This window comes from Pseudomonas sp. WPR_5_2 (genome assembly GCF_003634475.1).
Taxonomy (GTDB): domain Bacteria; phylum Pseudomonadota; class Gammaproteobacteria; order Pseudomonadales; family Pseudomonadaceae; genus Aquipseudomonas; species Aquipseudomonas izuensis.
The window spans coordinates 48,930-63,214 of sequence record NZ_RBLA01000002.1; the positions used below are offsets into that span (position 1 = coordinate 48,930).

Below are 14,285 nucleotides of genomic sequence, written 5' to 3' on the forward strand. Positions count from 1 at the left end.
CCGCTCGTTAATCCCAGATCGGTGCGATGCCTTTCGGGCTGGTCAGGCGATGGTCGCGATCCAGACCGGCGATCAACGCCATGTCGGCGTCGCTCAATTTCATGGCGCCGGCCTTGAGGTTGCTGGCGAGGTTGGCGCGTTTGGTGGAGGAAGGAATCACCGCGTGCCCCAGTTGCATGGCCCAGGCCAGAGTGACTTGTGCCGGAGTCGCTTGCAGGCGGTCGGCGATCCGGGCAATGACCGGGTCCTTGAGCACTTCACCGTAGGCCAGGGTCATGTACGACGTGATCTGGATGCCCTGGCTATGCGCGAACTCGACAACCTTGCGGTTTTGCAGATACGGATGCAGCTCGATCTGGTTGGTGGCAATGTGCTCGGCACCGATGGCGGCGATGGCTTGTTTCATCAAGTCGACGGTGAAGTTAGACACGCCGATCTGACGGGTCAGGCCCAGGCGCTTGGCTTCGAGCAGGGCGCCCATGAATTCTTCGACCGGCACCTGGTCTTCCGGCGATGGCCAGTGGATCAGGGTCAGGTCCAGATAGTCGGTCCGCAGTTTTTGCAGGCTTTCCTTGAGGCTTTCGATCAGGCGATCCCCGGCGAAGTTGGCCACCCAGATCTTGCTGGTGATGAACAGTTTTTCGCGGGCGATGCCGCTGGCGGCGATGGCTTCGCCGACGTCGGCTTCGTTTTCGTAGATTTGCGCGGTGTCGATGGCCCGGTAGCCCAGTTCCAGGCCGGTGCTGACCGAATCGATGACCACCTGGCCTTGCAAGCGAAAGGTGCCCAGACCGAATGCGGGGATAGACATGAATGACTCCAGAGGTTGCGGTGGGAATGAGCGCGAGTATCCGCGCCTGCATCCGTGAGAAAAACCGCTGGATTGGCAAAGCAATATTTACCGCAAGTCAAGAATCGGGGGGCAGCCAGATGAATGTGTGGTGTTCAGTCTGGCGCCATCGCGGGCAAGCCCGCTCCCACAAGGACCGAGGTGTTTCACAATTTTTGTTCACCCACCGGACCTGTGGGAGCGGGCTTGCCCGCGATGGGGTCAACACGGTTTAAAGCCTTACCCCTAAGCAATATCACTATGACTGAACTCTTCCCCCAGAAAGTCGATCAACGACCGTACCGACGGCAGCAACCCACGGCGCGACGGGAAAATCGCATGGATGATCCCGCTCTTCGGCGCCCAGCCCGGCACCAGTTCCACCAGGCGCCCGGCGGCGATGTCGTCGCGCACCACCACGCTGGGCAGGTGGGCGATGCCGACCCCGGCGATGGCTGCGTGACGCAGGGCCAACAGGTCATCGGTGACCATCCTTGGCGCATGGCGTATCACCGCGCTGGCACCCTCGCTACCCAACAATTCCCACTGATATTCACGCTGCGCCGCGCCCCAGTGCAGGCTGGGCAAGCCGCTGAGGTCGGCTGGCGACGGCGGTGTCGATAAACCTTCGGCGAACACCGGACTGCCCACGATGCTCTGGGTGCTGTTGCCCAATACCTTCATTACCAGGTCGGTGTTTTCCAGCGGCGGAAAACGCACCCGCAGGGCAATGTCGAAGCCTTCGTGGATCAGGTCGACCCGGCGGTTGGTGCTTTCGATGAACAACTCCACCAACGGGTATTTGAGCATGTAGCGGGTCAGCATCGGCCCGACCCAGGTGTTGAGCAACGCCGTCGGGCAACTGATGCGCACCAGGCCCTGGGGCTCGGAGCGATTGCGTTCGATCAGTTCGGCGGCGCTTTCTGCTTCCACCCGCATGGCCAGGCAACGCTGGTAATAGGCCTGGCCGATTTCGGTCAACGAACAATGGCGGCTGGTGCGGTTGAGCAGGCGTACGCCCAGGCGTTCTTCAAGCTCGGCGATACGTCGGCTGAGCTTGGACTTGGGCATGTCCAGTGCCCGCCCGGCCGCGGCGAAACCATGATGTTCCACCACTTGGGTGAAGTAATAGAGGGTGTTGAGGTCTTCCACCGTCGTTCTCCAAATAGAACGCTAAGGCTGATTTTTGCAGTCTAGTGCAGAAAAGGTCACGGTTTTAAGCTTTGTCCATGGCTTTACTCACCTTATTTGGAGGCACCATGAAAAGCATCATCGGTATCTATACCAGCCCACGGACCCATTGGGTCGGCGACGGTTTCCCGGTTCGCACGCTGTTTTCCTACGACAACCTGGGCAAACACATCAGCCCGTTTCTGCTGCTGGACCATGCCGGTCCCGCCGAATTCACGCCGACCACCGAGCGACGAGGCGTTGGTCAGCATCCGCACCGTGGCTTCGAAACCGTGACTATCGTTTACAAAGGCGAACTGGAGCACCGTGACTCCACCGGCAGCGGCGGCAAGATCGGCCCTGGCGACGTGCAATGGATGACCGCGGCCTCGGGCATTCTCCATGAAGAGTTCCACTCCGAAGGTTTCGCCAAAACCGGCGGCACCCTGGAAATGGTGCAGCTGTGGGTCAACCTGCCGGCCAAGGACAAAATGGCCGATGCCGGCTACCAGACCATTCTGGATGGCGACATTCCAGGCATCGCGCTCAAGGACAACGCCGGCAGCCTGCGCTTGATCGCCGGTGAGTTCGACGGTCACACCGGACCGGCGCGCACCTTTACCCCGGTCGATGTCTGGGACATCCGTCTGAATGCCGGCAAATTGCTCACGCTTGATCTGCATGAAGGGCGCAACACGGCGCTGGTGGTCCTGCGCGGCTCGGTTCAGGTCAATGGCCTGGAGTCGGTGCGCCAGGGGCAGTTGGCGCTGTTCGACCGCAAAGGCGATCAGTTGACCCTTGAGTCCAGCGAGGACGCGGTGGTGCTGTTGCTCAGCGGCGAGCCGATTGACGAGCCGATCGTCGGTCATGGTCCATTCGTGATGAACACCGAGCAGGAAATCCACCAGGCCTTCGCCGATTTCCAGTCCGGTCGCTTCGGCCGGATGCACGGCTGATCGATCGCGCTTCAATGATTCCGGAAATTCACGAAGCCGCGCCGCATGCCCGGTACGTGGCGCGCAAGGGTGAAATCAACGCTTGGGACAACGCCGAGTTTCACGCGGCAGTCAAAGCCACCGGCAAGAAAACCCTGGTGATCGCCGGCACCCTGACCAGCGTTTGCCTGGCGTTCCCGTCCATCGCCGCCGTACACGAAGGCTACAAGGTATTCGCGGTGGTCGATGCTTCCGGCAACCACTCGAAACTGGCCACTGATCTGACAATTGCCCGCTTGTCCCAGGCCGGGGTGGTGCCAATCGACATTATGGCTACGCTCTCTGAGCTGCAAGGCTCGTGGAACCGTCCGGACGCCGAGCAGTGGGCCGCTGTCTATGCCCAGGCCATGCCGCATTATCAATTGCTGATCGAGAGCTACCTCAAGGCTCAGCAAGTGGCGAATGAACACGAAGTGCTGGATTCCCAGCGCTAACCGGGTACCCCACGCCGATTTCCACTCGGCATCGATAACACGCGAGGACTACTGCCATGACAACTTCTTACAAACGTCTCGACAAGGATAACGCCGCCGTTCTGTTGGTGGATCATCAGGCGGGGCTGCTGTCGCTGGTGCGGGACATTGAACCGGATCGCTTCAAGAACAATGTGTTGGCCCTGGCCGACCTGGCCAAGTACTTCAAGTTGCCAACCGTACTCACCACCAGTTTCGAGACCGGGCCCAACGGCCCGCTGGTGCCCGAACTCAAGGCACTGTTCCCGGATGCGCCGTACATCGCTCGTCCTGGCCAGATCAATGCCTGGGATAACGAAGACTTCGTCAAGGCGATCAAGGCCACCGGCAAGAAACAACTGATCATCGCCGGCGTAGTGACCGAAGTGTGCGTGGCGTTCCCGGCACTCTCGGCGCTGGCCGAAGGTTTTGATGTGTTCGTGGTCACTGACGCTTCCGGTACCTTCAACGAAGTGACTCGTCACTCGGCCTGGGATCGCATGTCCCAATCAGGCGCGCAATTGATGACCTGGTTCGGCCTGGCCTGTGAGCTGCATCGCGACTGGCGCAACGACGTGGAAGGCCTGGCGACGCTGTTCTCCAACCACATCCCGGACTACCGCAACCTGATGACCAGCTACAACACGCTGACCAACAGCAAGTAACCGGGGCAACACCTAACCCTGTGGGAGCGAGCCTGCTCGCGATAGCGATTGATCAGTCACTGCAATGGTGACTGTTCTGCCGCCATCGCGAGCAGGCTCGCTCCCACATTTGTTTTTGTGGTGTCAGGGGAATCCAGCCAAATCAATTGCTCCTACACTGTGCCCAATGTGTGCGATCTTTTGCCCATCGTCCTGTGCTGGAGCCGCTTGATGCTGTCGTTGCTTGCCGAACACCCGTTGATCTGCGCCCTGGTCCTGATCCTGATCGATCTGGTGCTGTGGCGCTTGATCGGTGCCAACCACCACAACTGGAAACTGTTAGTACGGGTGGTGATTTTCTCGTTGTACAGCGTCCTGCTGTTCAACGAAGGCATGAACCCGCTGGAGCAGGCGCCGTGGGTGGATAATGTGCCGCTGCACCTGGCCGCCACCGGGTTGGAGATAGGCTGGTGGTTGTTCGCCGCGCGGACCCTGACGGTGCTGATCGGCGCAGCGATGATGCAAAGTGTGGGGCACACCGGGCGATTGTTGCAGGACCTGCTAGGTGCGTTGATTTTCCTGATCGCGGTCATCGCCGCCCTGGCCTACGTGCTCGATCTGCCGGTCAAAGGCGTGCTGGCCACGTCCGGCGCCTTGGCGATCATTGTCGGCCTGGCGCTGCAAAGCACCCTCAGCGACGTGTTTTCCGGCATCGTCCTGAACACCACCAAACCCTATCAACTGGATGACTGGATCGCCATCGACGGCACCGAAGGCCGGGTCATCGACATCGATTGGCGTGCCACGCGCCTGCAAACCTCCCAGGGCAGCATGATCGTGATTCCCAACTCACTGGCCGCCAAGGCCAAGATCACCAATTTCAGCCGGCCCAGCGATATGTTCGGCGTATCGATCAGTCTGCAGGTCAGCCCCCATGTGCGCCCGCAAACCGTGATCGATGCCCTGGAGCGGGCGATGCAGGGCTGTCGCATCCTGTTGAATCACCCAGGCCCCAAAGTGGCGCTCAAAGGTTCGAGTCCTGCCGGCGTGGAATACGAAATCAGCGGGTTTGTCGCCCAGATGAGTGAAAAGCGCACGGTGTGCAATCAACTGTATGACCTGGCATACCGGCACTTGCGGGCATCCGGAGTGTGCCTGCTGTCGAGTGTGGAACCCACGCCGACGAGCGGCCTGTCACGGGCGCGGGCGTTGATCGACAGTTCGCCGATCTTCTCTACCTTGCGCCAGGAAGAGAAAGAAACCTTCAGCCAGAACATGACCCCGCAAAACTTTCGCGCCGGGGAGACGATCCTGGCGGCGGGGGAGGTCAGCAATCACTTGTTTATCATCGAGTCGGGAGTGGTCACGGTCTCATTGATCCGCCACGGCATGCCAATGGAGTCCGGGCGCATGGGGCCGGGGGAAGTGATCGGCGAGGCCGGCATCCTGATCGACAGTTCGGTGCCCGCCGTGTTCTCCGCGAAAACGGCTTGTACGCTTTACCGCATTGAAAAGGCCTACCTCAGACCGTGCCTGGAAGCCCGGCACGACATCAACGACGCGATGAAGACCCTGCTCGATTACCGCCTGCACAAAGTGCAGGAATTGACACAGGAAGTGCCGGTGGTGGTGCAGAAGAAAGGGTTTTTGCAGTGGTTGCTCAAGCGGACGGGCTGAGTTTCGTGGCGTATGGCCGCTGCGCGGTTCCTGTAAGAGCGAGCAAGCTCGCTCCTACAACGTCCAGACCCTCGCCTCGACCGATCAGCCAGTAGCGGTTCAGGCGGCTGAAGTTCAGCGGCAGGGTATCGCTGAGTCGTTTCTGCAGTGGCCTACTCGACTTCCCCCATATTGGCTATTTGTGCAAACCGCCCACGGGACTAACGTATGTCCACACCCACTTGCCCTGGAGCACGTCATGCAAACCCGTACCGATTTCTACACCGCTTCGCCTGATGCCCTGAAAGCCATGATTGCCCTGGAAACCGCCGTTTCCAAACTGCCGCTGGAAAAAAACCTGATCGAGCTGGTCAAGCTGCGCGCTTCGCAAATCAATGGCTGCGCCTTCTGCATCGACATGCACACCGCCGATGCGATCAAGGGCGGCGAAACCCCACGCCGGCTGTTCGCCGTCACGGCCTGGCGCGAGGCACCGTTCTTCACCGAGCGCGAGCGTGCTGCGCTGCTGTGGACCGAATCCCTGACCCAGCTCAGCCTGACCCACGCCCCGGACGAAGACTACGACGTGGTCAGCGCGCAGTTCACGCCGAAAGAAATGGTCGACCTGACCGTGGCCATCAGCACCATCAACAGCTGGAACCGTCTGGCTGTGGGCTTCCGAAAAACCCCGCAAGCCTGACAATCCCCGGTTAACTGTAGGAACGAGCCTGCTCGCGATAGCGGTAGGTCAGTCACATCGATGTTGAATGTACCGACGCCATCGCGAGCAAGCCCGCTCCCACAGGGGGCAAAATTTCAGATCTGGCCTCAATGCGCATCCGCACTCGGCGCGGCCGGTGGTTGTACCTTGCGCATCAAGGGCACCATCGCCGTGGCGACGATGAAGCAGACCATGATCATCAGGAATGCGTCGCCGTAAGTTTGTGTCTGCGCTTCGCGGTAGGTCAGCAGCCAGAGCTGGTGCAGGCTGGCACTGACCCCGACATCGCCGCTCTGACCCAGGGCGGCGAAGTTGTTGCCGACCTGGGACAGCCACTGGTTGAGGGCTTCGTTGGTGCTGTTGAGGTGTTCGGCCAACCGGGTGAAGTGCAGGTTGGTGCGGTCATTGAGAATGGTCGCGCAGGCAGCGATGCCGATGGCGCCGCCCAGGTTTCGCATCAAATTGAACAATCCCGAAGCATGTTTGAGCCGCGCCGGCGCCAGCCCGCCCAGGGTCAGGGTCACCGCTGGCGGCACCGCCAGTTGCTGGGCAATCCCGCGAAAGGCTTGCGGCAACATCAGCTCCTTGGCACCCCAATCGTGGGTGATCGGGCTGAAATCCCACATCGACAAGGCGAACAACCCCAGGCCGGTCATCATGATCCAGCGCAAATCAATGCGGTTGGCCAGAAAGGCATACAGCGGAATCGCCATGATCTGGAACACCCCGGTGGAGAAAACCGCCAGACCAATGTCCAGCGCGCCGTAGCCGCGCACCCGACCGAGAAACAGCGGTGTCAGGTAAATGGTGGCGAACAGGCCGATCCCGGTGACGAATGAAAAGAAACAACCGAGGGCGAAGTTACGGTCTTTAAGGGCGCGCAGATCGACGATCGGGTTGGCTACGTGCAGGGTCCGGCCGATGAAGGCCAGGCCTGCCAGGCCGCTGATCCACGCGGTGGTCAGGATGGTGCTGTCACTGAACCAGTTCCAGCGCGGGCCTTCTTCGAGGGTGTATTCCAGGCAGCCGAGAAACAGTGCCAGAAACACCATGCTCAGATAGTCGGCGCCCTTGAGCAACGAGAGTTCCGGCTGATCGATCTTCACCAGCATCGGCACCGCCACGGCAACGAAAACCCCCGGCACCAGGTTGATGTAGAACAGCCAGTGCCAGGACGAGATATCAGTGATCCAGCCACCGATCACCGGCCCAAGGGTCGGTGCCAGCGAAGCCACCGCGCCGATGGTTGCGGCGGCAATCACCCGCTGCTTGCCGGTGAAGAAAACGAAGGCCGTGGTGAACACCATGGGAATCATCGAGCCGCCGAGAAACCCTTGCAGGGCGCGGAAGGCGATCATGCTCTGGATGTTCCAGGCGACGCCGCAGAGCAGGCTGGTCAGGGTAAAACCCACGGCGGAGGCGCAGAACAGCCAGCGTGTGGAAAACACCCGCGATAACCAGCCGGACAGCGGGATCACGATGATTTCTGCAATCAGGTAGCTGGTCTGTACCCAGGCGGTTTCGTCGGTACCGGCCGACAGTCCGCCGCCAATGTCACGCAGCGATGCCGAGACGATCTGGATATCCAGCAGCGCGATGAACATGCCGATGCACATGCTGGCGAAGGCGAAGACCTTGGTCGCCGTGGCCATGCTCGCGGCATTGAACGGTTGCGCCGGGGCGGCGAGGGCGCGGCTCATGGCGCGCTGGCCACTGCAGGCGCATCCGGCGCTTTACGGGTGTCCACTTCAGCGGTGACCGACAGGCCTGGACGCAGATGGCCGAGCACGCTGTCGGCCGGATCAAGATGGATGCGCACCGGCACTCGCTGCACGATCTTGGTGAAGTTGCCCGTGGCGTTCTCCGGCGGCAGTACGCTGAATTGCGAACCGCTGGCCGGCGCGAGGCTGTCCAGATGACCGTGGAATTCCTGCCCCGACAGCACGTCGGCATGAATCACTACCCGCTGGCCGGGCGTCATGCGCGCCAATTGGTCTTCCTTGAAGTTGGCATCGACCCACAAGCCACTGGAGGGCACCACCGACAACAGTTGCGAGCCGGCCTGGGCATACGCGCCAACCCGCGCCCGACGATTGCCGATCACGCCATCCACCGGCGCGCGCAACTCGGTGTAGCCGACGTTCAACTGCGCCAGGTCGCGCTCGGCTTTGGCTTGAATCAAAGCGGCGCGGGCTTGTTGTTTCTGGGTGGCGATGACATTCAGTTGCCGTTGTGCCGCCAGCAATTCAGCCTGGGCACGGCTGCTTTGAGCCTGTGCGGTCTTGAAGGTGGCGTTGGCCCGTTGGGCGCTTTCCACAGAAACAGCGTTGGTGCTGACCAGTTTTTTGTAGCGGGCATCGTCATCCCGCGAACGGGCGGTTTCGGCGCCAGCGGCATCGATGCCGGCACGGGCCTGGCCAATGACCGCCTGTTGCAGCTGTTCGGTGGCGTCGAGGTTGGCGAGCAGGGCTTCTTCAGCCGCCACCGCACCTTCGGCCTTGGCCAGATTGGCGCGGTAGTCGCGGGAATCGAGGCGGATCAGCACGTCACCGGCCTTGACCGTCTGGTTGTCGGTCACCAGCACTTCGTCGATGTAACCGGCGACTTTCGAGCCGATCACCGTCACGTCGCCGCCGATGTAGGCGTCGTCGGTTTCCTCGATGAATCGGCCGTTCGTCCACCAGTGCGCGGCGTACACACCGGCCAGCACCAGCGCGGCGATGCCCAGGGTCGGCAGGAGCAGGCGTTTGAGCAGGGGAGGCTTGGGGGCGGTCACCGGGACGGCCAGGTCGGGCTCAACGGAAGGCATGCTGGTCATGGAGGATTACCTGTAGGAAACGGCATTTAATTACGTACGTAATATGACGCATGTCATATTTAGTGGCAATTTATTTTTGCTGCCGGTCGTCAGGTGGTATTGGCGGGAAATGAGAAGGGGGGATCGCGGTAGATTTATTGTGGGAGCGAGCCTGCTCGCGAAGGCGGCCTGACACTCAACATCTCTGTTGTCTGACATACCGCTTTCGCGAGCAGGCTCGCTCCCACATTTGAAATGTGTTGTCAGTTATTGGCTGGCCAACCGCGCACTGGCCATCGCCAACCCATCCTTGCCCTCCCGACTGTTAACCCCGGAAAGCCAGGCCTCCAGCACCGCCGGATTGGCCTTCAACCACGCCTTGGCCGCCGCCCGGGGTTTCTGGTTCTGGTTCAACACCGCATCCATCAACTGGTTCTCCATGGCCAGGCTGAACTCCATGTTCTGCAATAGCTTGCCGACGTTGCTGCATTCCTTGAGGTAGTCCTTGCGCACGTTGGTGTAGACCGTGGCCTGGCCGAAGTTCGGGCCGAAGTATTCGTCGCCGCCACTGAGGTACTTCATGTTGTTGCGGGTGTTCATCGGGTGCGGTTCCCAGCCCAGGAACACCATCCATTCGTTCTTGCGCGTGGCGCGTTTGAGTTGCGAGAGCATCGCCGCTTCGCTGGACTCGACAATCTTGAAGTCCTTCAGGCCGAACGCGTTCTTGTCGATCATGGTCTGAATCAGCCGGTTGCCATCGTTGCCTGGTTCGATGCCATAGAGCTGGCCGTTGAGTTTGTCCTTGAATTTGGCGATGTCGGCGAAGTCATGCAGCCCGGCGTCGTACACGTAGTCGGGCACCGCCAGGGTGTATTTGGCGCCATGCAGGTTGGCGCGTACGGTTTCCACGGTGCCGGCGTCGCGGTAGGGCTTGATGTCGTTTTCGGTGGTCGGCATCCAATTGCCGAGGAACACGTCCAGCTCCTTGCCCGAGGACAGGGCGCGGTAGGTCACCGGGATCGACAGCAGCGTGGTTTTGGTCGTGTAGCCAAGGGATTCCAGCACTTCGCTGGCGACGGCGGTGGTGACGGTGATGTCGGTCCAGCCGACGTCCGAGAAGCGCACCGTGGCGCAGGATTCCGGCTCGACGGCCAGGGCATGCAACGGCAACGTGAGGGATGCAAGCAAGAGCAAGGCTTTCATGGATCGACTCCTCAAGGGGTGAACCTTTTTGTTGTTATGGGTGATGCAGAAAATATCCTTCGTGAATTCACTCGCCACAGGTGGATTACTGTGAGGGTGTAATCGAGGCTGCTCTTGATCAAACGCGGCATAAACGCGCCGTTTTCCAGCAGTTGTGGCGCAGCGAAATAACGGCAGCCCATGTCGTTTCCCATCAAGTGCGCGCAAGGCGTCCCTCTACACTGCCAGGCAACCGATCAACGTCTGTGGAGCACGGGATGAATCAACCTGTCGAGCAACTGAGAATCCGCCTGGCTTGCGCGTTTCGCTGGGCGGCGCGGCTGAACCTGCACGAGTCCATCGCCAATCACTTCAGCGTGGCGGTGTCGGGGGACGGTCGGGAGTTCTTGATCAACCCTTATGGCAAGCATTTCTCGCGAATCAAGGCCAGTGACTTGCTGCTGGTCAACGCCGATGATCCGGCCAGCCTTGACCGCCCCGACGCGCCGGACATCACCGCCTGGGCCTTGCACAGCGCCCTGCATCGCAACCACCCACACGCCCGCTGCATCCTGCACACCCATTCCAAATACGCGACGGCGTTAGCCTGCCTCAAGGATTCGCGCCTGCCGCCCATCGAGCAAAACTGCATGCGCTTCTTCGAGCGGGTGGTGATCGACGACGGCTTCGACGGCATGGGCCTGGGGGATGAGGCCGAGCGGGTCAGCCGCCTGCTGGGGGGCAAGCCGATTCTGTTGATGGGCAATCACGGGGTGCTGGTGGCCGCGCCGAGCATCGCCCAGGCTTTCGATGATCTGTATTACTTCGAACGGGCCTGCGAAACCTATATCACCGCGCTTTCAACGGGACGGGAGTTGCGCATCGCCAGCGATGAAGTCGCCCGCAAGACCTGCCGGCAATGGCTCGACTATCCGGGCTTTGCCGACAAGCATTTCAATGCGCTGCTGGGGATTCTGGACGAGGAAGAACCGGATTATCGCCAGTAATCAATCCGCCTCAACCGGCCGCTGCGCCTTGCGCAGCGGCTGGCGCATCACCGGAGCGGTCCAGACCTGACTGCGGTCTTCGCTGGGCGGGCAGCCGAAGCGGGCGCGATAGGTGCGGGAGAAATGTTCCAGCGAGCCGAAGCCCGAACAGGCTGCCACCTGAGCCACACTCAGGCGCGTTTGTTGCAGCAAACTGTGGGCCTTGGCCAGGCGCAAGGTGATGTAGTACTTGAGCGGTGACAGCCCGGTCTGATGCTTGAACTGCCGCTCCAATTGCCGCCGCGACAACCCGACCTGGCCGGCAATCGCTTCGCAATCCAGCGGTTCCTCCAGCGCCTTTTCCATCAACTGCACGGCGCGGCGAATCTTGCTGCCGTACAACCCCGTGTTGGTCAGGCTGCCGTCGAGCTGGTTGTCCGCCGGCGCGCGCACCTGGCCCATCAACAGGTGCATGCCGATTTCCCGCGCCAGTTCGCTGTCGATGCTCTGGCCGATCCAACTGAGCAGCATGTCCAGTGTCGATGTGGCGCCGGCGCAGGTCATGCGCTGGCGTTCCAGGGTGTACAGCTGCGGCTTGGCGTGGACCCGTGGATAACTTTCCTGAAAACCCTGCAAGTTGTCCCAATGCACCGCCGCTTCATAACCATCGAGTACCCCGGCCGCCGCCAGCAGTTCGGTGCCGGTTTCCACGCCCATCAACACCGCGCCGAACAGCGCCTGTTTGCGCAACCAGCTCTTGAGCGTGAGGTTGCGGCTGTGTTTATGCACATCGAAACTGGCGATCACCAGGCACACATCAAACCCCTGGTCGGCCTTCAAGCCATCGTTGGCGACGGTGGTCAGGCCGTTGCTGGCCTGCACCGGTTCGCCGTCCAGCGACAACAATGACCACTGGAACAACGTGCGCTGGCTCAGCCAGTTGGCAATGGCCAGCGGTTCCAGCACGGCCGCCAGGCCGAAGTTGGAAAACGACGGCAACAGCAACACCGCCACGCGCAACGGCGTGACCTCGCCGCGCCGCCAGGTGAAGCGGGTTTCTGCGTTACTCGACGACTGATTGCTCATGAGTGATCTCTATCGTTGCTGCGTCTGCCATTGCGGGTGAATCCATACCGGCGCTTCGGAGGGCGGCAGAGGTTGCCTGCCGCGAATCATGTCACTGGCCTTCTCCGCGATCATCACCGTCGGCGCGTTGGTGTTGCCGCTGACAATTACCGGCATGATCGAGGCGTCCACCACCCGCAAACCGTCGAGGCCATGCACGCGCAATTGCGGGTCGACCACTGCTTCGGCATCACCCACCGGACCCATCTTGCAGGTGCCGCTGGCATGGTAGCCGGTTTCTGTCACCTGCCTGGCCCAGGCATCCAGCGCTTCGTCACTTTGCGCTTGCGGGCCGGGCACCAGTTCTTCTCCCTTGAACGCAGCCATGGCCGGTTGCCCGATGATCTCGCGCACCAGCCTGGCACCGGCGCGCATGTCGGCTCGATCCTGCTCGGTTTTCAGGTAATTGAACAGGATGCGCGGCGGCTGCCTGGGGTCGGCGCTGTTGAGCGTGACGCTGCCGAGACTGGTGGGGCGCATCAGGTCGATATGGATCTGGAAGGCGTGGTCCGGCACCAGGTCGACACTGCCGGGTTTCACCGCCAGCGGCATGAAGGTCAATTGCAGGTCGGGGTGTTCGACCCCGGCCCGGGAGCGGATGAACGCCCCGGCTTCGAAATGGTTGCTTGCCGCCAGCCCATCGTGGGTGGCGAACCAGCGTGCGCCGATCCACCATTTGCCTGGTGCGGTGGTCCAGGGATAGAGCGACACGGGTTTCTTGCACAGGTACTGCACGACAGTGTCCGGGTGGTCGTTCAGGCGTCGGCCGACGCCGGGTAGGTCGTGCTTGACCGTAATGCCCAGGTCGCGCAGTTCAGACGCAGGACCGATGCCGGAGAGCAACAACAATTGCGGCGAATTGATCGCACCCGCCGTCAGCAACACTTCGCGGCGGGCATGGGCCGTATGGGTTTCGCCGTTCTGTTCGTACTCGATGCCGATGGCACGCAGGCCGTCGAACAGGATGCGCAACGCCAGGGCATCGGTGGCCACCCGTACGTTACCCCGGCCCAGCGCTTCGCTCAGATAACCGCGCGAGGTGCTCCAGCGCCGGCCGTTGCGAGTGGTGCGGTCCACCGGACCGAAGGCTTCCTGACGGTAGCCGTTGAGGTCGTCGCTCAAGCCATACCCGGCCTCGGCGCCAGCCGCCAGAAACGCCGCGCACAATGGCGTTTGCGTGTCGCCGGGGGTGACGTGCAAATGCCCGGTCGCCCCGCGGTAATCGTCCACGCCGCCGGCATGGGTTTGTGCGCGCCGGAAGTACGGCAGCACCTCCCGATAACTCCAGCCCGCGCAGCCTTGTTCGGCCCAATTGTCGTAATCCCGGGCATGGCCACGGATGTAGACCATGCCATTGATCGACGACGAACCGCCCAGGGTTCGCCCCCGAGGCGTGCCGATGCGGCGACCGTCCAGATAGGGTTCCGGCTCGGAGTGGTAGCTCCAGTTGTAGCGCGTGCCTCCCACTACCAGCCCCACGGCGGACGGCATGTCGATGGTCCAGCTCTTGTCCGCAGGTCCTGCCTCCAGCAGCAGAATCCTCACCGCCGGATCTTCGCCCAGGCGATTGGCCAACACACAGCCCGCGGACCCTGCGCCCACAATCAGGTAATCAAACGCATGGTTGGCCATGGTTCGGGGTGCTCCATAATTGAAAGAACATTTCACACACTCTGTGGGAGCAAAGCTTGCTAGCGATAGCGGTGGGTCAGGCAAAATCAGCGTCGG

Annotated in this window: 12 protein-coding genes and 1 pseudogene; 6 read left to right on the top strand and 7 right to left on the bottom strand. The window is 61.3% G+C overall.

The features are described 5' to 3' along the window. Nucleotides 1-7 precede the first annotated feature (7 nt). Nucleotides 8-811, bottom strand: coding sequence for a 2,5-didehydrogluconate reductase DkgB (dkgB, locus tag BJ917_RS08870; RefSeq protein WP_096509882.1), 804 nt, complete (start codon nt 809-811; stop codon nt 8-10). A gap of 264 nt (nt 812-1,075) precedes the next feature. Then, entirely contained in the window at nt 1,076-1,981 is a 906-nt protein-coding gene (locus tag BJ917_RS08875; RefSeq protein ID WP_121103139.1) for a LysR substrate-binding domain-containing protein, read from the bottom strand. A 107-nt stretch (nt 1,982-2,088) separates the two neighbouring features. Between BJ917_RS08875 and BJ917_RS08880 the strand changes: the two genes are divergently transcribed. The 5 genes and pseudogenes from BJ917_RS08880 to BJ917_RS08900 all read left to right on the top strand — a co-directional run bounded on the left by BJ917_RS08880 (nt 2,089) and on the right by BJ917_RS08900 (nt 6,446). Further along, complete coding sequence (locus BJ917_RS08880) at nt 2,089-2,955, top strand: pirin family protein (RefSeq protein ID WP_121103140.1); 867 nt, start codon at nt 2,089-2,091, stop codon at nt 2,953-2,955. Between the two features lie 14 nt (nt 2,956-2,969). After that, a pseudogene (locus tag BJ917_RS08885) lies at nt 2,970-3,428 on the top strand (isochorismatase family protein); the annotation flags it as partial. A gap of 56 nt (nt 3,429-3,484) precedes the next feature. Continuing rightward, nucleotides 3,485-4,111: an isochorismate family cysteine hydrolase YcaC gene (ycaC, locus tag BJ917_RS08890; RefSeq protein ID WP_096509885.1), complete on the top strand. Its 627-nt coding sequence runs from the start codon at nt 3,485-3,487 to the stop codon at nt 4,109-4,111. A gap of 210 nt (nt 4,112-4,321) precedes the next feature. After that, the gene (locus tag BJ917_RS08895) at nt 4,322-5,767 is read left to right on the top strand and encodes a mechanosensitive ion channel domain-containing protein (RefSeq protein ID WP_096509886.1); all 1,446 of its coding nucleotides are present in this window, start codon (nt 4,322-4,324) and stop codon (nt 5,765-5,767) included. Nucleotides 5,768-6,005: 238 nt separating this feature from the next. Next, a complete protein-coding gene (locus tag BJ917_RS08900) occupies nt 6,006-6,446 on the top strand; it encodes a carboxymuconolactone decarboxylase family protein (RefSeq protein ID WP_096509887.1) in 441 nt (146 codons plus the stop codon). Nucleotides 6,447-6,574: 128 nt separating this feature from the next. Here the strand turns inward: BJ917_RS08900 and BJ917_RS08905 are convergent, their stop codons facing one another. The 3 genes from BJ917_RS08905 to BJ917_RS08915 all read right to left on the bottom strand — a co-directional run bounded on the left by BJ917_RS08905 (nt 6,575) and on the right by BJ917_RS08915 (nt 10,467). Next, on the bottom strand, nt 6,575-8,167 hold the full coding sequence (locus BJ917_RS08905; RefSeq protein ID WP_121103141.1) for a DHA2 family efflux MFS transporter permease subunit: 1,593 nt from the start codon (nt 8,165-8,167) through the stop codon (nt 6,575-6,577). Continuing rightward, nucleotides 8,164-9,285, bottom strand: a complete 1,122-nt coding sequence (locus tag BJ917_RS08910) for an HlyD family secretion protein (RefSeq protein WP_121103142.1) — start codon at nt 9,283-9,285, stop codon at nt 8,164-8,166. Before BJ917_RS08910 ends, BJ917_RS08905 begins: the two co-directional genes overlap by 4 nt. 246 nt (nt 9,286-9,531) lie before the next feature. Further along, nucleotides 9,532-10,467, bottom strand: coding sequence for a choline ABC transporter substrate-binding protein (locus BJ917_RS08915; RefSeq protein WP_096509890.1), 936 nt, complete (start codon nt 10,465-10,467; stop codon nt 9,532-9,534). A gap of 257 nt (nt 10,468-10,724) precedes the next feature. Here BJ917_RS08915 and BJ917_RS08920 point away from each other — a divergent pair, with 257 nt between their 5' ends. After that, nucleotides 10,725-11,453 carry a class II aldolase and adducin N-terminal domain-containing protein gene (locus tag BJ917_RS08920; RefSeq protein WP_121103143.1) on the top strand — a complete coding sequence of 243 codons (729 nt, stop codon included), beginning with the start codon at nt 10,725-10,727 and terminating at the stop codon, nt 11,451-11,453. Here BJ917_RS08920 and BJ917_RS08925 read toward each other — a convergent pair whose 3' ends face one another. Next, a complete protein-coding gene (locus tag BJ917_RS08925; RefSeq protein WP_121103144.1) occupies nt 11,454-12,518 on the bottom strand; it encodes a GlxA family transcriptional regulator in 1,065 nt (354 codons plus the stop codon). A gap of 9 nt (nt 12,519-12,527) precedes the next feature. After that, the gene (locus tag BJ917_RS08930) at nt 12,528-14,189 is read right to left on the bottom strand and encodes a choline dehydrogenase (RefSeq protein WP_121103145.1); all 1,662 of its coding nucleotides are present in this window, start codon (nt 14,187-14,189) and stop codon (nt 12,528-12,530) included. Nucleotides 14,190-14,285 lie beyond the last annotated feature (96 nt).

Bases quoted from the DNA above. Each gene is read 5' to 3' on its own strand.
- BJ917_RS08905 (WP_121103141.1), bottom strand. From the start codon at position 8,167: ATGAGCCGCGCCCTCGCCGCCCCGGCGCAACCGTTCAATGCCGCGAGC.
- ycaC (WP_096509885.1), top strand. From the start codon at position 3,485: ATGACAACTTCTTACAAACGTCTCGACAAGGATAACGCCGCCGTTCTG.
- BJ917_RS08900 (WP_096509887.1), top strand. From the start codon at position 6,006: ATGCAAACCCGTACCGATTTCTACACCGCTTCGCCTGATGCCCTGAAA.
- BJ917_RS08880 (WP_121103140.1), top strand. From the start codon at position 2,089: ATGAAAAGCATCATCGGTATCTATACCAGCCCACGGACCCATTGGGTC.
- BJ917_RS08915 (WP_096509890.1), bottom strand. From the start codon at position 10,467: ATGAAAGCCTTGCTCTTGCTTGCATCCCTCACGTTGCCGTTGCATGCC.
- BJ917_RS08925 (WP_121103144.1), bottom strand. From the start codon at position 12,518: ATGAGCAATCAGTCGTCGAGTAACGCAGAAACCCGCTTCACCTGGCGG.
- BJ917_RS08920 (WP_121103143.1), top strand. From the start codon at position 10,725: ATGAATCAACCTGTCGAGCAACTGAGAATCCGCCTGGCTTGCGCGTTT.
- BJ917_RS08910 (WP_121103142.1), bottom strand. From the start codon at position 9,285: ATGACCAGCATGCCTTCCGTTGAGCCCGACCTGGCCGTCCCGGTGACC.
- BJ917_RS08895 (WP_096509886.1), top strand. From the start codon at position 4,322: ATGCTGTCGTTGCTTGCCGAACACCCGTTGATCTGCGCCCTGGTCCTG.
- BJ917_RS08930 (WP_121103145.1), bottom strand. From the start codon at position 14,189: ATGGCCAACCATGCGTTTGATTACCTGATTGTGGGCGCAGGGTCCGCG.
- dkgB (WP_096509882.1), bottom strand. From the start codon at position 811: ATGTCTATCCCCGCATTCGGTCTGGGCACCTTTCGCTTGCAAGGCCAG.